Below are 21,447 nucleotides of genomic sequence, written 5' to 3'. Positions count from 1 at the left end.
AGGCTCCGGTTGGGGGCAGGAAAAAGGCGGCAGACAGCCGCACTCCGGGAATAAATTGTACGCGCCGCTCAGGAAGGCTGGCCGGAGAGCACCCGGGCCCGGTCCAGTCCCAGGGCTTCAAGCATGGGGCGGAACTTGGACCAGGTTTCCTCCAGCTCCGCGGCCGGATTGGACCCTGAGACGATCCCGCAGCCCGCGTACAGGCGGACAGCCTGCGGGTCTTCAATCACAGCGCCGCGCAGGGCGATGCCCCACTCTCCGTTGCCGGCGGCATCGAACCAGCCCACCGGACCGGCATACGGGCCGCGGTCCATGTGTTCAAGTTCACTGATCAGTTCCCCGGCAACGCTGGTCGGGTACCCGCAAACGGCGGCTGTGGGGTGGAGCGCTTCAACCAGGTCCAGGGACGTGGGTACGGAGCCGTCTTCGATCCGGAGCTCAGCGGTGACATCCGAGGCAAGGTGCCAGACGTTGGGCAGCTCCAGCACAAACGGCTCACTGTGCGAGGTCATGGAAGAGGTGAACGGTTCCAGCTGGCGGGTTACCGAGTCGATGGCGATCGCATGTTCGTGCTGCTGCTTCTCCGAACCGGCCAGGACGCGCTTTGCGTAGCCCGGATCGTCCAGCGGAGCGGTTGCACGGTCCAGGGTGCCGGCCAGGACCCTGGCGCGGGCCTTGCCGTCTTCAACCTTGATCAGCATTTCCGGGGTGGACCCAATGAGTCCGTCCACCGAGTAGGTCCAGCAGCTCTCGTACCGCAGGGCGAGCTCCCGCAGCACCTGGGCTGTGGCGATGGGCGCGGAGAGGCTGGCCACGATGTCGCGGGCCAGGACGATTTTGCTCAGCTCGCCGGCGGCGATGTGCGCCACGGAACGGGCGACGGCGTTTTTCCACTCGGACTCGGACAGCATCCCGGGCAGGATGGTGTCGCTGCCGAGGGAAAGGGAGTCCGAGGAGATCTCCTCCAGATACCCGGCCAGAGCTGCGACCACGGATTCACGGTCCAGGACTGCGTCCGGATCGAGGGTGGTCTGTGTGATCCAGGCCGTGCCGTTGCGGGAGCCGACAACGATTTCGGGCACCACTACACGGGAGAGGAAGGGGGAGCGCTTGGAGAAGGCGAAGGACCCGAACGCGGCGAGACCGGTTCCCGGAACCTGGACTTCATCCTCGACGGTGGCTTCGGCGCTGACTGCGTTCCACCACGTTCGGGCGGAATCAAACCGGTCCGGGCCGGTGGAGGTGTGGCGCAGGACTTCACCGAAACCCACCAGGCCTTCGCCGTGGCGGATCCAGCACAACTGGTCATTGCGGACCAGATACTCCAGCAGCCCGATGGCGGCCGACGGCACGCCCAAAGGAATGGTTAGGGAACGCAGGGAGGTCATAATGTCTCCAACCCTACTCCGCCTCCCTGAGAGACCCGCATCCACCCAGCACGTCCGCGCTGGGGAACACACGGGTATGTGGGCAAAAGCAAACCAGTACCCGCCGGTTCGGTGGCCTGAACATTGTTTGAGACAATGAGCGGGTGAAGCGCGCAACTTTGGAAAAACGCCCCGATGAAGTCGCTGCCATGTTCGATGAGGTGGCCCCCAAGTACGACATCGTTAACGATGTGCTGTCCATGGGCCAGACCCGCCGCTGGCGCCGCCTGGTGGTGGACGCCGTGGGCGCCCGCCCCGGTTCCCGGGTGCTGGACCTGGCAGCCGGTACCGGTACCTCCAGTGAGCCCTATGCCGACGCCGGAGTTTCAGTCGTCGCGTGCGACTTCTCCCTCGGAATGCTCAAGGTGGGCAAGCGCCGCCGCCCGGACATTGACTTCGTCGCCGGGGATGCCACCAACCTGCCGTTCGAAGACAACTCCTTCGACGCGACCACGATTTCCTTCGGGCTGCGCAACGTGAACGAGCCGAAGAAGGCCTTGGCAGAGATGCTCCGGGTCACGAAGCCGGGCGGAAAACTGGTCATCGCCGAGTTCTCCTCGCCGGTGGTGCCGCTGTGGCGCACCATGTACACGGAATACCTGATGCGCGCCCTGCCCCCGATCGCACGCAAGGTGGCCTCCAACCCGGACGCCTACGTTTACCTTGCCGAGTCGATCCGCGCCTGGCCGAACCAGGACGAACTTGCCGCCTGGATCGCAGCCGAGGGCTGGGAGAGCGTCGTCTACCGTAATCTTTCGGGCGGAATCGTTGCCATCCACCGTGCGGTAAAGCCCGGAGATAAGCCTGCTGATCCCGCGGAGGCCACCGGAGCGTGAGCGTCCTCATCGTCGGCGCCGGCCCGGCCGGCTCCACCGCCGCCTACTACCTGGCCTCGGCCGGGATCGACGTGACGGTCCTGGAGAAGACCGCCTTCCCCCGGGAAAAGGTCTGCGGCGACGGTCTCACCCCGCGTGCCGTCCGCGAAATCCAGCTGCTGGGCCTGCCGCACAAGGAAGCCGACGGCTGGCGCCGGAACAAGGGCCTGCGCCTGATCGCTGCCGGCCGCACCATTGAACTGCCCTGGCCGGACCTGGAGGACTTCCCCGACTACGGGCTGGTCCGCACCCGCCTGGGATTTGATGAGGAACTCGCCCAGCATGCCCGTGCAGCGGGCGCCCGCATCCTGGAACGCCACAGCGTCACCGAAGCCATCCGGGACGATTCCGGACGAGTCTGCGGCGTCGTCGCCAACATCCTGGATGAGAAGGGCCGGAAGACCGGCGAAACGCGGAACTTCACTGCCGACGTCGTCCTGGCAGCGGATGGGAACTCAACCCGCACCGCGCTGAGCCTGGGTTTGGAGAAGCGCGATGACCGCCCGCTGGGCGTCGCCGTCCGCACCTACTTCACCTCACCGCGCACCGACGACGACTGGATGGAAGGCTGGCTGGAACTGCCCGACGCCGCGGGAAACCCGCTGCCGGGTTACGGCTGGGTCTTCGGCGTCGGCGACGGCACCTCCAACGTTGGCCTGGGCATCCTGAACTCCTCCAAGGAGTTCGGCCGCCTGGATTACCGGCAGGTCCTGCGCGACTGGACCGCCGGGATGCCCGAAGAATGGGGTTTCACCCCGGAGAACCAGGTGGGGGAGATCCGCGGCGCTGCGCTTCCCATGGGATTCAACCGGACCCCGCACTACTCTCCCGGTCTGCTGCTGCTCGGCGACGCCGGCGGTATGGTCAGCCCGTTCAACGGCGAGGGCATCTCCTACGCCATGGAGTCCGCGCGCTTCGCGGCGGATTACATTGTTTCCGCTGAACAGGCCCGGAGAGCTCCGGGCATCCTCGCCCCGCAGGCAGCGTACGACGCCGCGCTGGCGGGTTACGCAGACCGTGTCCGGTCCGAGTGGGGAAGCCACTTCACCCTGGGCCGCGTCTTCGCCGGCCTGATCGGCAAACCCGCGGTGATGAAGCTGGCGCTGCGCACCGGCATGCCGATCCCGGTGCTGATGCGTTTTGTGGTGCGGATGCTGGCCAACCTCACGGACGGTTCGCCGCGCCGGATCGAGGATAGAGTGATTGCGTTGATGGAAATGCTGGTTCCTGCCGCCTCCAACCAGGACGGCGCGCCGCAGCCCGTTCGGGGCGCCGGCAGCGATGCCAAAGTTTGACCCCTGCCAACCCGTCCCCACGAGAAGTTAGCCTTGAACAGTGACTGAATCCACCAATGCCAGCCCGGATGCCCTCGGGGACGCCGAGATGGCGCTGCCTCCCGGGTTCACCCCCCTCGCTGAAGACCCCGTCCTGGGCCCTGCCATCGTGTCCGGGCTGGAAAAGATTGAGGAAGAGCTGCGCGAGGCGATCGCCAACTCCGACCCCTTCGCGGATGCAACGTCCCGGCACCTGATGGAAGCCGGAGGCAAGCGGGTCCGCCCGCTGCTGGTTCTCCTGGCCTCCCATCTCGGTCCGAACCCGGGCAACGAGCAGGTGCGCATGGCCGCCGTCGTCGTCGAACTGACGCACCTGGCCACGCTCTATCACGACGACGTGATGGATTCTGCTCCCGTGCGCCGCGGCGCACCCACCGCGCATGAAGTCTGGGGCAACTCCGTTGCCGTCCTCACCGGAGACCTGATCTTCGCCCGGGCTTCCTCACTGGTCTCTGTCCTGGGCGCCGAAGCCCTGGGCATCCAGGCCCGCACCTTTGAACGCCTGGTCATGGGCCAGCTGCATGAAACCATGGGCCCGGCCGACGGCGAGGATCCGCTGGCACACTACCTCTCCGTGATCGCCGGGAAAACCGGATCGCTGATCGCTGCCTCGGGCCAGCTTGGCGCCCTGTTCGGCGGAGCCGATGAGCAGACCGTGGAGATCATGGTCGAATACGGCGAGAAGGTGGGCGTTGCCTTCCAGCTCGCTGATGATGTGATTGACGTGGCCGGCCTGCAGGACAAGTCCGGGAAGACTCCCGGAACGGACCTCCGTGAGGGGGTGCCCACCCTGCCCGTGCTGCTGCTGCGCCGGAACGCTGCGGCAGGAGATGCCGAGGCAGCCGCTGTGCTGGACCTGGTCGACGCCGACCTGACCTCCGATGAAGCACTGGCCGCCGCAGTGGCGGCCGTCCGCGGCAACCGCGCCACCGCAGAAGCCTGGGAAGTTGCCCGCCAGTGGGCAGCCGACGCCGTTGCGGCGCTGGCACCTATGCCGGACTCCGTGGTCAAGTCCTCCCTCGCTGCCTTCGCGGAAGCCGTTGTGGAGCGCGAAGCCTAGAAGTCCTTAAACACAAATGACGGCTGTCCGGTACGCACCGGACAGCCGTCATTTTCTTCACATCTAGTCTTCTTCGTCGTCCTCGAAGACCCACTCGAACATGTCGAAGACGTATTCGCTGAACGTTCCCTCTTCGCTCTGCCATTCGCCGCGGGCGTTGTTGCGCCGCCAGACGATGGGGTCCGGGACGTCAAGCTGGTCGGCGCGGAAGCCCCAGGTGAACTTCTCGTCCTCGTCTTCCAGGAACAGCAGGAACCCATCCTCGAGTTCAAGCTCATCGGGATCCCAGAAGAAGTGGTAGGCCTCCATGAGGTCTTCACAGTTGCCCAGTGAGAGGTAGAACTCACGCAGCACCAGCGGGATGGAAAAGTCGTGCTCGTCGAGCATCTCGTCCAGTTCATCAGCGGTCAGCCCGTCGTCGGGCCGCCAGTTGTCCTCAAGGTACTTCGGGACCAGGGAACGGAACTTTTCGAGGAACATTTCACTCATTGCGGGGGCTCCAACGTTGCAGGCGGACGTACTTCTATCCTAGCGGCGGGGGAGGACGGTGCCTGACGGGCCAGGGGTGCAGCCCGAACCGGCGGCTCAGGCGGTGCGGTGGGCCAGCCCGGGGTAGTCCAGCACCACGCCGTCGGAATCCACGGTGATCTCCGCGGTGAAGCCGCCGGAATCCGAGGAGAAAAGAACAATCGCGCTGCCGCGTTCCTCCCGGTAAGGAGACACCTGGGAGTACACCTGCTCACTGGCCACCACCCGCAGGCTGGGCATTTCCACCCACGCCATGGTCAGTCTTGTTTCATCCGGCGGTGCGGCGTTGTTCAGCAGGTCCAGCCGGAGGACGGGCATCGTGTTGGTCAGCGGGCAAAGACCAAGATCACAGTCCTGGGCGTTGTCCAGGGACCGCGGATCCTCGATCCCGGGGGCCGGGAGGTCCACCGTGCCGGTGGCGGTGACATGGGAGTCCCAGCGGCCGTCCACGGAGCGGGTCAGTTCCAGGGAGCGGGCCCAGCCGTCGCCGGTGACGTTGACCTCCAGCCGGCGGGTCACCCAGCCGGGGGAGGTGGACAAGGACCACGTTACACAGTAGTCATCACAGGTTGAGGTGCCGCTGGCTGCCAGCTCGCTTTCGCGAAATGAAACGACCGCGGAATCCCGGCGTCCGGGGTCGTCGACGCCCGCCCAGTGAAGGGTCCGGGCGGGCTGAGCTGGCAAGTCCATCCCTACAGCGTAAAGTCCGGCTCAAACCGGCACAAAACGGCGGTCGAGGGGCACGAGGCCCCGCGGTGCGGCGGGATGCCTAAGCAGTGAGGCGGCGCACGTTCAGCGCCAGGTAAAGATGCACCCGGTCAGCGGTCACGGCGGGGTCGTAACCGGAGAGATCGGCAATCTGCGTCAGCCGGTACCGCACAGTGTTTCGGTGAAGTCCGAGGGCCTGAGCAACCTTCGCCACCGAGCCGTTAACGGCCAGGTACTTTTCCAGCGTCGGGAGCAGCTCGGCGTCGTGCGCTTGGTCAAAGGCGAGCAGCGGATCCAGTGCTTCCGCGGCCAGATCCGCCAGCGGGACGTCCCTGCTGGCCATGAGCAGGGAGGCAAGGCTCAGCCGGTCCGGTTCGTTCACAGCCCCGCCGCGGAGCAGGCCTTCCTTGGCCTCGTAGTAGCCCCAGCGCAGTCCGGCAGGTTCCGTGTACGCTCCGCCCACGCCGACCTTCGCCGGGATCCCTGCCTCCTGGAGATACTCACCCAGCTCCGCAGCGAGCACCGCCGGATCCCCGTCCGGAATCCACACTGCCAGCCGGTCCTCACAGGTGGCGCTGACGGCGTCCCGGAAGGATGGAGGCAACGGCAGGGACGCGAGGAGCCTGGCCTGCGGTCCGGCAGCCTCCACCAGCAGTGTCAGCTGCCGGCGGCCGGTATCAACACCGGACGCCCGCAGGCGGTGGACAGCGTCCTGCCCGGCCAGCTTGCCGGCCACAATGTCATCGAGCAGCTGTCCGTTGACTGCACGCTCACTGACGCGCCGGCGGGCCTGGTTGCTGAGTTCCACGCTGATGAGGCTCTGGGCGTAGGCAATCAGGTCCGGGTGTCCAAACGGTTCGGCGACGGACAGGGTGCAGCGGTCCCGCATGCCGGTGGCGATGGGCACCCGGTGCCAGCTGGTCTGCGCCGGAACTGCAGCGGACGGGGTGGTGGAGAAGACCTCGGTCCCGTACTGGTGGAGGGCCACGTCCGTGCCAAGGATTCCTGCCAGGTCCTTCAGCAGCCCGGTCAGTCCCCGGCCGGAGAGCAGCGCCTTTGCCAGGATTTGATGGCCGGAGAGCAGTTCCTGCAGCTGCTCGACGTGGTCCGCGGAAAGGGCATCGGCCACCAGTTTTCCCACGGCAATGAACGGTGTGCGGTAGGGGACCTCGAACACGGGAAGGCCCAGCCGGTTGGCTTCCTCAAGCAGGGGGCCCGGCACCCGGTCCAGGCTAAGCCCCGTGCCAAATCCGATGGCCAGCGCTCCGGCCCGGTGCACGCTCTCCACGAACCTGCGCTGTACCGCTCCGGTGCGCTGGCGCATCCCGGTAGTAAGCACCACTTCGCCGCCGCTGAGGAACGGTGAGGGGTCCTCGAGCTCGGTAACGGCAACCCACTGCACAGGCACCGGCGTGATGGCGGCACTGCCGCGGACGGCGAGGTCCAGGTCTTCGGCGGAGATCAGGTCGGTCAGGGAGATAGGCACGGATCAACTATAGGATGAATCTATTGGACGTCTGCACCGCAAGAGACCTGCGTCATTGTGCGTGTGTCCGTGTCTGACTGTGGCCGCGACGCGTAAATTTGGATCACTGCGGCCTATTGCATCCATCACTTCCCGCATTCGAGATCTCCGTCGAAAGAGGCAACACCCATGAGCACCTCAGCTACCGCCCCGGCCTTCCGGCTGGAACAGAAGCGGAACATCACCGGCTCCTTCCCCGGCCCGAAGTCCGCCGCGCTGAACGAGCGCCGCGCCGCAGTTGTAGCCAAGGGCGTGGCATCCAGCGTTCCCGTTTATGTCCAGGACGCCGACGGCGGCATCATCGTTGACGTTGACGGAAACTCCTTCATTGACCTCGGCTCGGGCATCGCAGTGACCAGCGTCGGCGCGTCCGACCCCGCCGTCGTCGCAGCGGCCCAGGAACAGGCTGCCCACTTCACCCACACCTGCTTCATGGTGACCCCGTACGAGGGCTACGTTGCGGTGGCGGAAAAGCTCGCCGAGGTTACCCCCGGAACTCACGAGAAGCGCACAGTGCTCTTCAACTCCGGCGCCGAGGCCGTGGAGAACGCCATCAAGATTGCCCGTTCGGCCACCGGACGCCAGGCCGTCGTCGCCTTCGATCACGCCTACCACGGCCGCACCAACCTGACCATGGGCCTCACTGCCAAGGCCATGCCGTACAAGACCGGATTCGGCCCCTTCGCCTCCGAGATCTACCGGATGCCCATGAGCTACCCCTACCGCGAGGAGAACCCGGAAATCACCGGCGCCGAAGCTGCGGACCGGGCCATCCTGGCCATCGAAAAGCAGATCGGCGCCGACCAGCTTGCTGCCCTGCTGATCGAACCGATCCAGGGCGAAGGCGGCTTCATCGTTCCTGCTGTTGGTTTCCTGCCCCGCCTGGCCGAGTGGGCCAAGGCCAACGGCATCGTCTTCATCGCGGACGAGGTCCAGTCCGGCTTCTGCCGCACCGGTGAGTGGTTCGCTGTGAACCACGAGGGTGTTGTTCCGGACATTCTGACCATGGCCAAGGGCATCGCCGGCGGCATGCCGCTCTCCGCAGTCACCGGCCGCGCCGACCTGCTCGACGCCGTGCACCCCGGCGGTCTGGGCGGCACCTACGGCGGCAACCCGGTGGCCTGTGCCTCCGCCCTGGCAGCCATCGACACGATGGAGACCCAGGACCTGGCCGGGCGCGCCCGCCGGATTGAGGAGCTCACCGTTCCGCGCCTGCGCAAGGTCGCCGAGGAAACCGGAGTAATCGGTGAGGTCCGCGGCCGCGGCGCCATGCTGGCCCTGGAACTGGTCAAGCCGGGAACCAAGACCCCCGACGCCGCCGCCGCCAAGGACATCGCGGCTGCCTGCCTCGCCGAGGGCGTCATCATCCTCACCTGCGGCACCTACGGCAACGTCATCCGCCTGCTCCCGCCGCTGGTCATCAGCGAGGAACTGCTCTCCGACGGCCTTGACGTGCTGGAAGCGGCCATCCGCGCCCAGGCATAGTCTCACTCAGCAACACTGCTCAAAAGGGCGGCACCCGGCGAATCCGGGTGCCGCCCTTTTGCTGCCGCTTCGCGGTGCTGCTGCCGGGTCTATCCGGCAGCAGACATCCGGACCGGCAGCAGAACCGGGGGCTGTCTGCCTCAGAGCGCCGCGAAGCCGCGGATCAGGGCATCGAGGCCGGTTTCGAAGGCCTGCTCGGCCGCCTTCCCGCTTTCCCGGCCCGGCGCTGCGGCCACGGCGGCGGTGAAGAGCGGGCTCTCCCCAGCCAGGGAACCGGTGTCGAAGATGTCCTCGGGCGCAACGGCGTCGAACGCCGACCCGAAGATGAAGGACTCAAGGGCCACGATTGCGGGAATGATCCGCGCCTGGTCCCAGCCTGCCCGCAGGAAACCTTCGGTGACTGCCTCATACATGGCCAGGGTCCGGGGAGCTCCGGAGACCTGGAGGACGGCGATTACGGCAATCAGCGGAGTGTGCCGGGCAAAAACGTCACGGTAGGACCGGGCCCAGGTTCGGACCGCTTCCTCCCAGGAGAGTTCAGCGAAGCAGGACGTATCCACCTCTGCCATCAGGTCATCCTGGATCCAGCGCAGTACTTCCGCCTTGGACGCGGCGTGGTTGTAGAGGGCCGACGGTGCCACCTGCAGCTTGGCGGCCAGCGAGGACATGGTGAAGCCCTCGTAGCCGCGGGCGGTAATGACCTCAAGGGCCGCCGAGGCGATGTTCTCCCGGGTCAGCACACGCTGGGACGGGCGGCCTGCGCCGCGCCGGGTGCGAGTTCCCGCCATTCGCGTTCCTCCAAGATTCTGCGGCACTGAGCTGCCCAAAAAATTAATATTCGCACAGACTCTCCCCGGGGCGCCGGGGGTCGGCTAGAGTGTCCGTACAAAATGAACGCTATTCATTTACCTGTCGGTTACATGGATCCAAAGAGAGCGTTCGGTTTGAGCGGCCGGAGGTCGGCCGCTGGAGAGAGGAACTAAAGTGCGAACCCTGGAACGTAACGTTGTCGTCATCGGCGCAGGCCCCTCCGGCCTCACCGCGGCACGGAAACTGAAAGCCGCCGGCCTGAGCGTGGCAGTGCTCGAAGCGCGGGACCGCGTGGGCGGACGCACCTGGTCGGACACCATCGACGGAGCGTTCCTTGAGATCGGCGGCCAGTGGATCTCCCCGGACCAGGAAGCACTGAGCGAACTTGTTGAAGAGCTGGGACTGGAGACTTTCGCCCGCTACCGCGAGGGCGAGTCCGTGTACATCGGAGCGGACCACCGTGCCGTCCGGTACTCCGGGGACATGTTCCCGGTGGCAGAATCCACCGCCCAGGAAATGGAACGGCTGATCGCCCTCCTGGACGAACTCACCGCCAAGACCGATCCGGCAGCACCGTGGACCCACCCCGACGCCCGGGCACTGGACACCATCTCCTTCTCCGCCTGGCTGCGCCAGCAGTCCACCGACGAAGAAGCATGCAACAACATCGGCCTGTTCGTGGCCGGCGGCATGCTCACCAAGCCCGCACACTCCTTCTCCACCCTGCAGGCACTGCTGATGGCCTCCTCTGCCGGATCGTTCTCCAACCTGGTGGATGAGAACTTCATCCTCGACCGCCGGGTTGCCGGCGGAATGCAGCAGGTCTCCGAGCGCATGGCCGCTGAACTGGGCGACGACGTCGTGCTGGGCGCCCCGGTCCGCACGCTTCGCTGGAACGCCGAGGGCCCCTCCGTAACTGCTGAAGCCGACGGCGTCACCGTCCACGCCCAGTACGCCATCATGGCCGTGCCGCCGAACCTGTACTCACGGGTCTCCTTCGACCCGCCGCTGCCGCGCCGCCAGCACCAGATGCACCAGCACGTCTCCCTGGGCCTGGTCATCAAGGTCCACGCCGTGTACTCCAAGCCGTTCTGGCGCGACGCCGGGCTCTCCGGCACCTGCTTCGGCGCCCATGAGCTGGTTCAGGAGGTCTACGACAACACCAACCACGAGGACACCCGCGGCACCCTGGTGGGTTTTGTGTCCGACGAGAAGGCCGACGCGATGTTCGAGCTCAGCGCCGACGAGCGCAGGCAGGCCATCCTGGAATCCATCGCGGGTTACCTCGGCGAGGAAGCACTCACCCCTGAGGTCTACTACGAATCCGACTGGGGCTCGGAAGAGTGGACCCGCGGCGCATACGCCGCCAGCTACGACCTGGGCGGCCTGCACCGCTACGGTCCGGACCAGCTGGCACCGGTGGGCCCCATCCACTGGTCCTGCTCCGACCTGGCAGCCGAGGGATACCAGCACGTCGACGGCGCGGTCCGCATGGGTGCCAAGACCGCCGAGCGCATCATCGCTCAGTTCAAGGGCTGATTCCCGGTGCGCTACGTAGTCGGCTATACGGCCACCGAACGGGGCCGGGACGCGCTTTTCCTGGCCTGCACCATTGCCCGCACCCAGGGCGCTTCCCTGGACCTGGTGATCGTGGACCCGGAGGAATCGCCCTACACCGCGGTGTATCCGCCGGAACGGACGTATTCATCGCTGCTGGCCCGCCAGCTCCGGGACTGGCTGGAAGAAGCACTGGCACTGGTTCCTGCAGGCATTGAAGCCAGGGGCCATATCCGGACTGCCGACTCGGACGCGCGCGGACTGATTGAAGCCGCAGGGGAATTCAAAGCGGGACTGATCGTGGTTGGAGCCGGAAGCAACGGGCTGTTCAAGCGCTTCACCGTGGGCAGCGTGGCGAATGCGCTGCTGCATGCTGCGAGTGTGCCGGTTGCCCTGGCCCCCCGCGGGTACAGCCGGATGGATTCACTCACCCGCATCACCTGCGCAGTGGGCGAGCGGCGCGGGGCCGAGGATGTCCTGGAAGTGGCCTGCGGTTCGGCCGCCCGCCGCGGCCTGCCCCTGCGGCTGCTCTCCCTGCTGGCGCTGGACGCTCCCGGGGATGCGGCCGTGGAAGAGGCCCAGCTGCACATTGCAGACCGGGTGCAGCGTGCCCGGTCCCTGACCGGCGGCAAGTGCGAGGTCACCGGCGTGGTGGCCCAGGGCCGGACCATCGAAAACGCCGTGGACGACCTCGATTTCGACGACGGCGAGATTCTCATCATCGGCTCCAGCCGGCTCGCCCGGACCAACCAGCTCTTCCTGGGCACCACCGCCTCCAAGGTCCTGCGCAGCCTGCCGGTCCCCATGGTTGTTGTGCCCCGGAACTACACGCCTGCCCCGCAGCACCAGACGTCAGGAGATCCGCAGTGAGCAACCGCACCAGCACCAGAAACACTGCCGGCGGCACCGGACTGAGCAGCAAAGGACTGAAGGGCGGGCAGGTCGGCCTGATCGGCGCCGTCGTCATTGGCATTTCCTGCATCGCACCGGCGTACACCCTGACCTCCGGCCTGGGCCCCACCGTGTCGGAAGTTGGCGTGCAGCTGCCGGCGATTTTCCTGGTCGGTTTTATCCCCATGATCCTGGTGGCCCTGGGCTACCGCGAACTGAACAACGCCATGCCGGACTCGGGAACGTCCTTCACCTGGGCCACCCGTGCCTTCGGGCCCTGGGTTGGCTGGATGGGCGGCTGGGGGCTGATCGCCGCCACGATCATTGTGCTCTCCAATCTCGCGGCGGTGGCGGTGGACTTCTTCTACCTCATGCTCGCGCAGGTCACGGGCAATGATTCGCTGGCGGACCTGACCCTGAACCTGCCGCTGAACATAGCCACCACGCTGGTCTTCGTGGCGATCGCCTGCTGGATTTCCTACCGCGGGGTGGAGACCACCAAGACCGTCCAGTACGTGCTGGTTGCCTTCCAGCTGGTGGTCCTGACCTGGTTCTCGGTTGCGGCCTTCGCGCACGTGGCCGGGGGCACTGCCTTCGACGCGACGCAGATCAGCTGGGACTGGTTCAACCCGTTCGCGGTGGAGTCCTTCTCAGCCTTCGCAGCCGGCGTTTCGCTCTCGATCTTCGTCTACTGGGGCTGGGACGTCACGCTGACCATGAACGAAGAAACCCGGGATCCGGACAAGACCCCGGGCAGGGCGGCAACAGCAACGGTCTTTGTCATTGTGCTCATCTACATGATGATTGCGCTGGCCGTGATCTCATACGCCGGCGTGGGCGACGGCGAGCTTGGGGCCGGCAACCCGGAGAACCAGGAAAGCATCTTCGCCGTCCTGGCCACCCCGGTAATGGGTCCGTTCGCGATCCTGATGTCACTGTCCATCCTGTCCAGCTCCGCAGCCTCGCTGCAGTCCACGTTCGTCTCCCCGGCACGGACGCTGCTGGCGATGGGCCACTACCGTGCCCTGCCCAAGCGCTTCGGCCGGATCAGCCCGGCCTACAAGTCCCCGGGCTACGCCACCGTCGCTGCCGCCATTGCGGCGTCGGCGTTCTATGTGATCACACGGCTGCTGTCGGAGAACGCCCTGTGGGACACCATCACGGCCCTGGGCCTGATGATCTGCTTCTACTACGGCATTACCGCGCTGGCCTGCGTCTGGTACTTCCGCCGCGATGCCTTCGAGAGCGTGCGGTCCTTCCTGCTGAAGTTCCTGGCGCCGGCGCTCGGCGGAATCATCCTGTTCATCATGTTCATCAAAACGGCCTTCGACTCCATGGACCCCGACTACGGATCGGGTTCCTCGGTGGGCGGCATTGGCCTGGTGTTCGTGCTTGGCATGGGCGTGATCGTCCTGGGCGCCGTATTGATGCTCATCATGTACCGGATCAATCCCGGATTCTTCCGGGGGGAAACGCTCCGCACCGGAGACTCACGGTCGGCAGAAGCCGAGCGGTCCGCGGCCCTGTAACGGCAAAGTCCGGCCCGTCCTGCTTCTGCGGGGCGGGCCGGACCCGTTAAAGCCGGCCGGGAGGCGTCGCGGCACACGCCGGTTAATCCCCGCCGTCACCGGGGGAAGCGAAGCAAGGGGCGACGCCGCAGGCGGACTTTGCCAGGCCTGTCACCGTCCGGCAGCACTCCGTTGTGGCCTGTGTGAATACAGTTTCTGTTGTGAAGAAAGAGGCCTTGGGCTAAATTGAGTGTCAAGCACCGCGCGCATGCGGCGTGTCGCGGCCGTTTGGGGACGGCCGCTCAATGCAGGCCTCAACGGGGGTACCCCCATGGGTCTCGAGGCACCAAAGGACTAAAAATGCGACTGAGGAAACTCGCGGGCGCTTTCGCTGCGCTCGCGCTGGCGTTGGGGGCGACGGCGGTGGCTTTGCCTCCGGCATCGGCCACATCACCCGACGGGCAGGCTGCGGCCCGGCTCCACACCCTTATCAATGACTACCGAGCGGTCCATGCGCTCAAACCCCTGGCCTGGAATCCCGGCATAGCCGGCGTGGCTCAGGAATGGACCATGCGCTCCGCGGAGACCGCCCGGGTATCCGGGGCAGGAACCTTCCTGCATAATCCGGCCTTTGCATCCCAGTATCCCGCCGGCGCCAAGCACGCCTCGGAGAACATCGCCTGGAACATGAGCGTTGACCAGGCCTTCCAGTGGTGGGTCGGTTCGGCTCCGCACCGGGCAAACATGCTCCGGGCCGCAGACACGGATCTGGGCATCGGAGTCGTGCAGCTGACCGAGGGTCCCAACAAGGGCGTCTATCTGGCAACGGTGAACTTCGGCGAATACAACGCACCGGCACCGGCACCGGCACCGGTGCCGCCCGCGCCGGAACCTGAGCCGGCTCCGGCACCCGAACCGGCGCCCGCGCCTGAACCTGAACCCGAACCTGCTCCGGCTCCTGAGCCCGCGCCCGAACCGGCTCCGGCACCCGAGCCTGAACCAGCTCCCGCGCCTGAACCGGAGCCTGCTCCGGCCCCCGCGCCTGAACCTGAGCCTGCTCCTGCACCGAAACCGGATCCTGCTCCGGCCCCGGCACCTGCTCCCGAGCTTGAACCAGCCCCGGCGCCCGCACCCGAGCTTGAACCGGCCCCGGCACCCGCTCCCGAGCCGTCCCCGGAACCTGCACCGGAGCCGGCACCCGCCCCGGCTCCGGAGCCCGAGCCGACTCCGGAACCTGAGCCTGCGCCGTCGGCCGGCGAAGAGGCGCCCCAGGAGCCCGCAGACACCGAGCAGGGCCAGGACGACGGGACCCCTGCCGAAGAACCGGTTGAAGAGGCAACCCTGCCGAAGGTCGTGGAGCTCGCTTCCAGTGACCCCGCACTGCTGACTCCTGCGGCCCGCGGAGGCTTCGAAGCCAAGGCCGCCGGCAGCCTCCTGGTTGTCTCCGGGCTGGTCCCGGGCCAGCAGTACCAGGTGTTCCTGCACTCCACTCCGGTGAAGGTCGGGACACTCACTGCGGACGCAGACGGTGTGCTGCCGCTGACCATCCCGGCACAGCTTGAAGCCGGGGACCACCGTGTTGCCCTGTATGCCATGGACGGCTCGCTGGCAGGCTGGCAGTCCTTCTCGGTCCAGCCGGTGGTCACCGTAATGGGAGCTCCCGCAGCCAACATCCAGACGGCCGCAGCGACCCTGCCGCATACCGGTGTGACGCCTGCGCAGGTCCTTATCGCCGCAGCCGGAGTCCTTATGGTGCTTTCCGGTGCAGCTGTCCTGTACTCGCTGCGGATGCGCAGCAGGCAGGAACCGGCAGGTGTGGAAACACTGAGCTAACTGCGTCGAGCACAAAAAAGCGGACGGCGAGGGAATCCCCTCGCCGTCCGCTGTTTAAGCGCCGGGAGCGCGCACGGAGTCAGACAGTTGCGGCTGAACGGCGCAGCCGCGCCCGCCGGGGAGAGCCCAGCATGTCGATGCTCAGGAGCAGCAGCGCCAGCCAGACCAGTCCGAACCCGGCCCAGCGCTCTGCCGGCATGGCTTCCTTGAAGACCAGCAGGGCAAGGGTGAACTGCAGGACCGGAGCCAGGTACTGCAGCAGTCCAACGGTGCTCAGGGGGAGCCGCCGTGCAGCAGCGCCGAAGAACACCAGCGGAACGGCGGTGGCAATGCCGGAGGCCGCCAGCAGCCAGAAATGCGCCGGTCCTTCGGTCAGCAGGGTGCCGGTGCCGGTCGCGGCCAGGACCACCAGTACGACGGCGGCAATAGGCGTAAGTACGGCGGTCTCGATAGTGAGGCTGGAAACGGCGTCGACCCTCCCGCCGACATTTTTCTTCACCAGGCCGTACAGTCCAAAGCTGAACGCCAGCGCCAGCGCCACCCAGGGCACCGTCCCGTAGCCGAATGTCAGCACAAGCACGGCAATAAAGCCGACGGCGATCGCAGTCCACTGGAGCGGACGCAGGCGTTCCTTGAGGACAAGGACTCCCAGCAGGACGGATATGAGCGGATTGATGAAGTAGCCAAGGGCTGCTTCGACGGCGTGGCCATTCAGGACAGCCCAGGCGAACACCAGCCAGTTGACCCCGATCAGCAGCGCGGCTGCGGTGAGGATCAGAACGGCCCGACGGTCTTTCACCGCCGTGACCGCGAGCGGCCAGGAGCGCATAACCGTCAGAAGCGCAGCGCAGAAAACCAGGGAGAAAACCACGCGCGCAGCGACGATTTCCACCGGACCGGCAGGCTCCAGGAGCAGGAAATACAGCGGCAGCACACCCCAGATGCCGTAGGCGCCAATCCCGAAGAGCAGACCGGAGCCGCTTGGCTTGTCATCAGCGCCGGAAGGGGAGGGGGAAATGTTTCCCGGTGAATCCTGCGGTCCGGAATGCGCAGGGGCTTCGGGCACGGAAGTGCCGGAAGAGTTCTCGTTGGCCATGATGGTTGCAACCGGCTACGCCGTGGGCGTATTCCCGCTGGTTCACCCGTATCCGTTTAGACGCCGCGGAAGCGGACAATTAGAATATAAAAACGTGCGCCATTTGCGTGCCACGACTCCCAAGTAGAAGGACTCTAAGTGTCTAACTCAGCTCCGGACAGCTCGCAGCGTCCCATGCGAGTCGCAATTATCGGTGCTGGTCCGGCCGGCGTTTACGCCGCAGACATCCTGACCAAAGCGGACCGCGACTTCGAAGTCAGCATTGATCTCTTTGATCAGTACCCGGCACCCTACGGCCTGATCCGCTACGGCGTGGCCCCGGACCATCCCCGGATCAAGGGCATTGTCAACGCACTGGAAAAGGTGCTGGACCGCGGTGACATCCGCTTCCTGGGCAACGTGAACTACGGCCGCGACCTCACCTTGAAGGACTTCCGGCACTTCTACGACGCGATCATCTTCGCGACCGGTGCCCTGAAGGACGCCCCGCTTCAGATTCCCGGCATCGACCTTGAAGGTTCATTCGGCGGCGCAGACTTTGTCTCCTGGTACGACGGCAACCCCGATGTGCCGCGGAACTGGCCCCTGGACGCCAAGGAGATTGCCGTCATCGGCAACGGAAACGTAGCCCTCGACGTCGCGCGCATCCTCTCCAAGCACGCTGATGACCTGCTGACCACGGAAATCCCGTCCAACGTCTACGAAGGGCTCAAGAAGTCCCCCGTTACGGACGTCCACGTCTTCGGCCGCCGCGGTCCGGCGCAGGTCAAATTCACGCCGCTGGAACTGCGCGAGCTTTCCCACTCCCGCGACGTGGACATTGTGCTTTACCCGGAGGACTTCGACTTCGACGAAGCGTCGGACGAGCAGATCCGCACCAACAACCAGACCAAGACCATGGTCAACACCCTGACCAACTGGCTGGTCGAGGAACAGGACACCGGGGCATCGCGCCGGCTGCACCTGCACTTCCTGCACTCTCCGGTGGAGATCCATGACGATCCCGCCACGCCCGGCAAGGTTGCAGGCATCAAGATGGAGCGCACTGAACTGGACGGCACCGGCAACGCCCGGGGCACCGGAGAGATCATCGACTACCCGGTCCAGGCCGTCTACCGTGCCGTGGGCTACTTCGGTTCCGAACTGCCGGAGGTCGGCTACGACTCAAGCCGCGGCGTCATCCCCAACGAGGGCGGCCGCGTAGTGGACACCAGCGGTGAGCCGGTTCCCGGCATCTACACCACCGGCTGGATCAAGCGCGGCCCGGTAGGCCTGATCGGCCACACCAAGGGTGACGCCCTGGAGACCATCGGTTACCTGCTTGAGGACCGCCGCACCCTGCCGGCGGCCGAAGAGCCGGAGCCGGAGGCAATCATCCGCCTGCTCGAGGAACGCGGCGTCGAGTACACCACCTGGGAAGGCTGGAAGCGGCTCGATGCCCACGAGAAGTCGCTGGGTGCCGCTTACGTCCACGGCGATCCCGGAATCGGCGATCTGGTCCGTGAGCGTGTCAAGGTTGTTGACCGCGAAGAGATGACCCGCATCTCCCGCGAAGGCGCCAACTAGTACCCAAGCCGTTCACCGAAGCCAGGCTCCGCACTGCGGAGCCTGGCTTCGGTGCGTTAACAGAGCGGGCGCAGCAGTCAGCTCTGGAACAGAACCGTGAGCCGTGTCACTATGGACGGGTAGCCGCTGGCTGCCCGGAGCAGCGGCAGAACCCCGGCCCGGCTCCGGTACGAACGGTCTCCTTATCAACGCGGATAGGTTGGACGGTGCAGCAGTCTTCCAGTGCTCTGCAGGGCAGGGTTTTCCGGAGCCCCGAAACACTCCAGCGTGATGCCTGGCTGGCCCACGAAAGCCTGCGCGCCCAGGGCGAAGTCCTGGACGTCCTGCGCCCGGGGGTCCGCGAATCCTGGCAGCGCTCCCTGCAGCACCACCCTGATCCCGACGCCGCGAGGTCGGCCCTGGTCCTTGAGGGTGCAGAGCTGGCAGCCTACCGCCAGTCGCATCCGCTGGCCTCGATCATGCCCGTGATCCAGCGGCTTCTGGTGGAGCCCGGCCGGGACACCGGGCTGCTGGTGGCCGTGGGGGACCAGCTGGGCCGGCTGCTCTGGGTGGACGGAGATCCGGAACTGCTGCGCCGGGCCGAGAAGATGATGTTTATGCCGGGTGCGGACTGGTCTGAGAACGCCGTGGGCACCAGTGCACCCGGGACCGCGCTGGCCACCGGCCGCAGCGTGCAGATCGCGGGAGCGGAGCACTTCAGCCCGCAGGTGCACCCATGGTCCTGCACTGCTGTGCCGGTCCAGGACCCGGAATCCGGGAGTGTGCTGGGAGTGGTGGACATCACCGGCAAGGAAGAAGCGGTTGCCGTCCACACCCTGGCCCTGGTCCAGGCCGCCGTAGCGGCAGCCACCGCCCAGCTCCGCGTCGAACGCCTTCAGCTCGGCGAGGCGCGCCCCTCCCGCCGCGGCTCCGCCGCCCGGACTCCCCGTTCCAGCCTGTACCAGGACAGCCTGCAGGTCCTCGGAACGGATACCGCAGACTTGTGCGTGGACGGAATCCGGGTGCAGCTCAGCCAGCGCCATTCGGAACTTATGACCCTGTTTGCCCTGCACCCTCGGGGACTGACCGCCGAGGAACTGGCCGTTCTGGCGTACCCCGAGGAAGCTTCGGTGGGCAGCGTCCGTGCGGAAATGCTGCGGCTGCGCAAACTCCTGTCCCGTTCAGCCTCGGCACGGATCGTGCCGGAATCCCGGCCGTACCGCCTCCCCGCCGAGCTTGTGCTGGACGCGGGCCAGGTCCGGGCCTGCCTCTCCCGCGGAGCGCACCGGCTGGCCCTGAATATCTACAAAGGTCCTGTGCTGCCGCATTCCCAGGCCCCGGGCATTGTGGAACTGCGGCGGGGCCTGAGCGCTGAACTGCGCGAAGCGGTTCTGGGCGAGGCCGGGATCGAGACGGTGCTGCAGTACCTTCGGCTCGAGGAAGCAGCGAACGACGCCGAGGCGTGGCGGCTGGCGCTGCAGCTGCTCCCGGCGCGGTCCCCGCGCCGGGCCGGGATTGTCGCAGGGCTGCAGCGGATCGAACGGGAGCTGGCCTAGGAGCGGGTTTCCCCGCCCTGCTCCGGAGCCCGAACACCGGCCGGCTCGCCGGCCTGCGGGCCGATGACGGGCTTGATCCGCAGACTGGTCAGGAATCCGATGAGCAGCGCGCCGGCGGCGATCCAGCCCGCGAGCGAGGCGCCGCTGGTCATCGCGTCCCGGGCGGCGTCGGCAATGAAGGCGGTCTGCGGGTCGGCAGCCAGCGCCGAGATGCTCCCGCCGGACGTGGCATTCACTGAATCCACAGCCCCGGCCAGCTGGGGCGCGTCGGCCACAGCATCAGCTACCTGGTTCTCGGTACCGGTCCGCAGCGTCGTGAAGAACGCCGTGCCCAGCACAGCGATGCCCAGCGCTGAACCGGTCTGGCGCGCGGTGCTCTGCGTTGCGGAGCCCTGGCCGCTCTTGGCAAGCGGAACTTCGGCCAGGATCACCGATGTCAGCTGGGCCGTGGCCAGACCGACGCCGATGCCGTAGAAGAGCAGGATCGGGGAGGTGAGCCAGGCGGTGCTGTCCGGGCGGATCAGCAGGGCGAGCGCGGCAATGGAGAGGATCTCCAGGCCCAGGCCCATCCGCACCACAACAACGGGACTGTACTTCCTGGCCAGTGACGCAACGCCGCCGGAGGCCAGGAAGGAGCCAACAGCCAGCGGAAGCAGCGCCAGGCCCGCCTCGAAGGCCGTATAACCCAGCACATTCTGGAACCACAGAGGCAGGGAGAGGATGAGCCCGAACTCGCCGAAGCTTACGATCAGCGCGGTTACGTTGCCGTTGGCGAAAGACGGGATGCGGAACAGCGAGAGGTCCAGGATGACGCCCTTCCCTGCCTCCGTGCGCGAACGTTCCAGCAGCACAAAGCACACCAGTGCCACGGCAGCCACGAGGAAGGCCACCGGCACGGGGGAGAGGGACCCAATCTGGAACGGGGCGTCTTCGGTGGCGTTCCACCAGCCGTAGCTGCGGCCCTCGATCAGGCCGAAGACCAGCGCACCGAAGCCCAGAATGGATAGTGCTGCGCCGCCGAGGTCCAGGCGCTGGGCCGCGCCGGTAATGGCTTCGGAAGATTCCGCCACAAACAGGAGCAGCCCGGCAACTACCAGCACGCCAACGGGAATGTTGATGCCGAAGGCCCAGCGCCAGCTGGCATTCTCAGTCAACCAGCCGCCCAGCAGCGGGCCGATCGCAGCCATGCCGCCGATCGTGGAACCCCAGACCGCGAAGGCAATGCCCCGGTCCCGGCCCTGAAAGTTCGCGTTCAGCAGCGCCAGGGTGGTGGGGAGGATCATGGACCCGCCCAGGCCCTGCAGGGCACGGCCCAGAATCAGGACACCGCCGGACTCAGCGAGGGCGCACAGCACAGAGGCTGCCACGAAGAGCACGACGCCGATCAGCATGATCCGCCGGCGGCCCACCCGGTCCGCAATCCGGCCCCAGGTCAGCAGCAGCGCAGCGAACAGCAGGGTGTAGATCTCCTGGACCCACTGGATCTCGGTGCTGGAGATGCCCAGGTCCCCGACAATCGAGGGGACGGACACGGACACGATGGTGGCGTCCATGATGATCATGGCCACCCCGAGGCTGATGGCCAGCAGGCCCCACCACCGGTAGCGGATGTACCGGCTGGGCTGCGGCACCGCGCCGCTGCCACTGAGTTCGGAAGTCATTAGCGTTCCTTGTATCTCGATGCGTAAGAAATTGCCCTAGGTAACCAT

At 66.3% G+C, this 21,447-nt stretch carries 17 protein-coding genes; 10 read left to right on the top strand and 7 right to left on the bottom strand.

Annotation, left to right across the window (positions count from 1 at the left end):
* Positions 1-68: 68 nt before the first annotated feature.
* Positions 69-1,388: an isochorismate synthase gene (locus ACWGQ2_RS05325; protein ID WP_452015031.1), complete on the bottom strand. Its 1,320-nt coding sequence runs from the start codon at positions 1,386-1,388 to the stop codon at positions 69-71.
* A 143-nt stretch (positions 1,389-1,531) separates the two neighbouring features.
* Here ACWGQ2_RS05325 and ACWGQ2_RS05320 point away from each other — a divergent pair, with 143 nt between their 5' ends.
* From ACWGQ2_RS05320 to ACWGQ2_RS05310, 3 genes are all read left to right on the top strand, one after another.
* Complete coding sequence (locus tag ACWGQ2_RS05320) at positions 1,532-2,263, top strand: demethylmenaquinone methyltransferase (RefSeq protein WP_452015029.1); 732 nt, start codon at positions 1,532-1,534, stop codon at positions 2,261-2,263.
* Positions 2,260-3,597: a geranylgeranyl reductase family protein gene (locus ACWGQ2_RS05315; protein WP_452015027.1), complete on the top strand. Its 1,338-nt coding sequence runs from the start codon at positions 2,260-2,262 to the stop codon at positions 3,595-3,597. The genes ACWGQ2_RS05320 and ACWGQ2_RS05315 overlap by 4 nt, the downstream gene beginning before the upstream one ends.
* A gap of 88 nt (positions 3,598-3,685) precedes the next feature.
* Positions 3,686-4,696, top strand: coding sequence for a polyprenyl synthetase family protein (locus ACWGQ2_RS05310; protein WP_452015360.1), 1,011 nt, complete (start codon positions 3,686-3,688; stop codon positions 4,694-4,696).
* 63 nt (positions 4,697-4,759) lie between these two features.
* Here ACWGQ2_RS05310 and ACWGQ2_RS05305 read toward each other — a convergent pair whose 3' ends face one another.
* The 3 genes from ACWGQ2_RS05305 to ACWGQ2_RS05295 all read right to left on the bottom strand — a co-directional run bounded on the left by ACWGQ2_RS05305 (position 4,760) and on the right by ACWGQ2_RS05295 (position 7,418).
* Positions 4,760-5,185: a hypothetical protein gene (locus ACWGQ2_RS05305; protein WP_452015025.1), complete on the bottom strand. Its 426-nt coding sequence runs from the start codon at positions 5,183-5,185 to the stop codon at positions 4,760-4,762.
* Positions 5,186-5,281: 96 nt separating this feature from the next.
* Positions 5,282-5,914 carry a putative glycolipid-binding domain-containing protein gene (locus ACWGQ2_RS05300; protein WP_452015023.1) on the bottom strand — a complete coding sequence of 211 codons (633 nt, stop codon included), beginning with the start codon at positions 5,912-5,914 and terminating at the stop codon, positions 5,282-5,284.
* A 79-nt stretch (positions 5,915-5,993) separates the two neighbouring features.
* On the bottom strand, positions 5,994-7,418 hold the full coding sequence (locus ACWGQ2_RS05295) for a PucR family transcriptional regulator (protein ID WP_452015021.1): 1,425 nt from the start codon (positions 7,416-7,418) through the stop codon (positions 5,994-5,996).
* Between the two features lie 168 nt (positions 7,419-7,586).
* Between ACWGQ2_RS05295 and gabT the strand changes: the two genes are divergently transcribed.
* A complete protein-coding gene (gene gabT, locus ACWGQ2_RS05290) occupies positions 7,587-8,942 on the top strand; it encodes a 4-aminobutyrate--2-oxoglutarate transaminase (protein ID WP_452015019.1) in 1,356 nt (451 codons plus the stop codon).
* A gap of 140 nt (positions 8,943-9,082) precedes the next feature.
* Here the strand turns inward: gabT and ACWGQ2_RS05285 are convergent, their stop codons facing one another.
* A complete protein-coding gene (locus ACWGQ2_RS05285; RefSeq protein WP_452015017.1) occupies positions 9,083-9,730 on the bottom strand; it encodes a TetR/AcrR family transcriptional regulator in 648 nt (215 codons plus the stop codon).
* A 196-nt stretch (positions 9,731-9,926) separates the two neighbouring features.
* On the opposite strand from ACWGQ2_RS05285, the gene ACWGQ2_RS05280 reads away from it, so the two are divergent.
* The 4 genes from ACWGQ2_RS05280 (at position 9,927) to ACWGQ2_RS05265 (ending at position 15,541) form a co-directional block, all read left to right on the top strand.
* Complete coding sequence (locus ACWGQ2_RS05280) at positions 9,927-11,291, top strand: flavin monoamine oxidase family protein (RefSeq protein WP_452015015.1); 1,365 nt, start codon at positions 9,927-9,929, stop codon at positions 11,289-11,291.
* Positions 11,292-11,297: 6 nt separating this feature from the next.
* The gene (locus ACWGQ2_RS05275) at positions 11,298-12,179 is read left to right on the top strand and encodes a universal stress protein (RefSeq protein WP_452015013.1); all 882 of its coding nucleotides are present in this window, start codon (positions 11,298-11,300) and stop codon (positions 12,177-12,179) included.
* Positions 12,176-13,729, top strand: coding sequence for an APC family permease (locus ACWGQ2_RS05270; RefSeq protein ID WP_452015011.1), 1,554 nt, complete (start codon positions 12,176-12,178; stop codon positions 13,727-13,729). The genes ACWGQ2_RS05275 and ACWGQ2_RS05270 overlap by 4 nt, the downstream gene beginning before the upstream one ends.
* Positions 13,730-14,068: 339 nt before the next feature.
* Complete coding sequence (locus tag ACWGQ2_RS05265) at positions 14,069-15,541, top strand: CAP domain-containing protein (RefSeq protein ID WP_452015009.1); 1,473 nt, start codon at positions 14,069-14,071, stop codon at positions 15,539-15,541.
* Positions 15,542-15,620: 79 nt separating this feature from the next.
* Here the strand turns inward: ACWGQ2_RS05265 and rarD are convergent, their stop codons facing one another.
* Positions 15,621-16,637, bottom strand: coding sequence for an EamA family transporter RarD (rarD, locus tag ACWGQ2_RS05260; protein ID WP_452015007.1), 1,017 nt, complete (start codon positions 16,635-16,637; stop codon positions 15,621-15,623).
* 138 nt (positions 16,638-16,775) lie between these two features.
* Between rarD and ACWGQ2_RS05255 the strand changes: the two genes are divergently transcribed.
* Both ACWGQ2_RS05255 and ACWGQ2_RS05250 read left to right on the top strand, forming a co-directional pair.
* Positions 16,776-18,203, top strand: coding sequence for an FAD-dependent oxidoreductase (locus ACWGQ2_RS05255; RefSeq protein ID WP_452015005.1), 1,428 nt, complete (start codon positions 16,776-16,778; stop codon positions 18,201-18,203).
* A gap of 206 nt (positions 18,204-18,409) precedes the next feature.
* Entirely contained in the window at positions 18,410-19,738 is a 1,329-nt protein-coding gene (locus ACWGQ2_RS05250) for a GAF domain-containing protein (RefSeq protein WP_452015003.1), read from the top strand.
* On the opposite strand, the gene ACWGQ2_RS05245 is transcribed toward ACWGQ2_RS05250, so the two are convergent.
* On the bottom strand, positions 19,735-21,399 hold the full coding sequence (locus tag ACWGQ2_RS05245) for a DHA2 family efflux MFS transporter permease subunit (RefSeq protein WP_452015001.1): 1,665 nt from the start codon (positions 21,397-21,399) through the stop codon (positions 19,735-19,737). The two genes, ACWGQ2_RS05250 and ACWGQ2_RS05245, sit on opposite strands and share 4 nt — an antisense overlap.
* Positions 21,400-21,447 lie beyond the last annotated feature (48 nt).

This window comes from Arthrobacter sp. NPDC055585, assembly GCF_053619115.1.
The sequence above is the reverse complement of the archived record's forward strand: the minus strand, read 5'-3'. Positions and strand labels throughout refer to the sequence as shown.

Coding starts and splice junctions, on each gene's coding strand:
- ACWGQ2_RS05285 (WP_452015017.1), bottom strand. CDS start 9,730: ATGGCGGGAACTCGCACCCGGCGCGGCGCAGGCCGCCCGTCCCAGCGT.
- ACWGQ2_RS05265 (WP_452015009.1), top strand. CDS start 14,069: ATGCGACTGAGGAAACTCGCGGGCGCTTTCGCTGCGCTCGCGCTGGCG.
- ACWGQ2_RS05310 (WP_452015360.1), top strand. CDS start 3,686: ATGGCGCTGCCTCCCGGGTTCACCCCCCTCGCTGAAGACCCCGTCCTG.
- rarD (WP_452015007.1), bottom strand. CDS start 16,637: ATGGCCAACGAGAACTCTTCCGGCACTTCCGTGCCCGAAGCCCCTGCG.
- ACWGQ2_RS05300 (WP_452015023.1), bottom strand. CDS start 5,914: ATGGACTTGCCAGCTCAGCCCGCCCGGACCCTTCACTGGGCGGGCGTC.
- ACWGQ2_RS05325 (WP_452015031.1), bottom strand. CDS start 1,388: ATGACCTCCCTGCGTTCCCTAACCATTCCTTTGGGCGTGCCGTCGGCC.
- ACWGQ2_RS05245 (WP_452015001.1), bottom strand. CDS start 21,399: ATGACTTCCGAACTCAGTGGCAGCGGCGCGGTGCCGCAGCCCAGCCGG.
- gabT (WP_452015019.1), top strand. CDS start 7,587: ATGAGCACCTCAGCTACCGCCCCGGCCTTCCGGCTGGAACAGAAGCGG.
- ACWGQ2_RS05305 (WP_452015025.1), bottom strand. CDS start 5,185: ATGAGTGAAATGTTCCTCGAAAAGTTCCGTTCCCTGGTCCCGAAGTAC.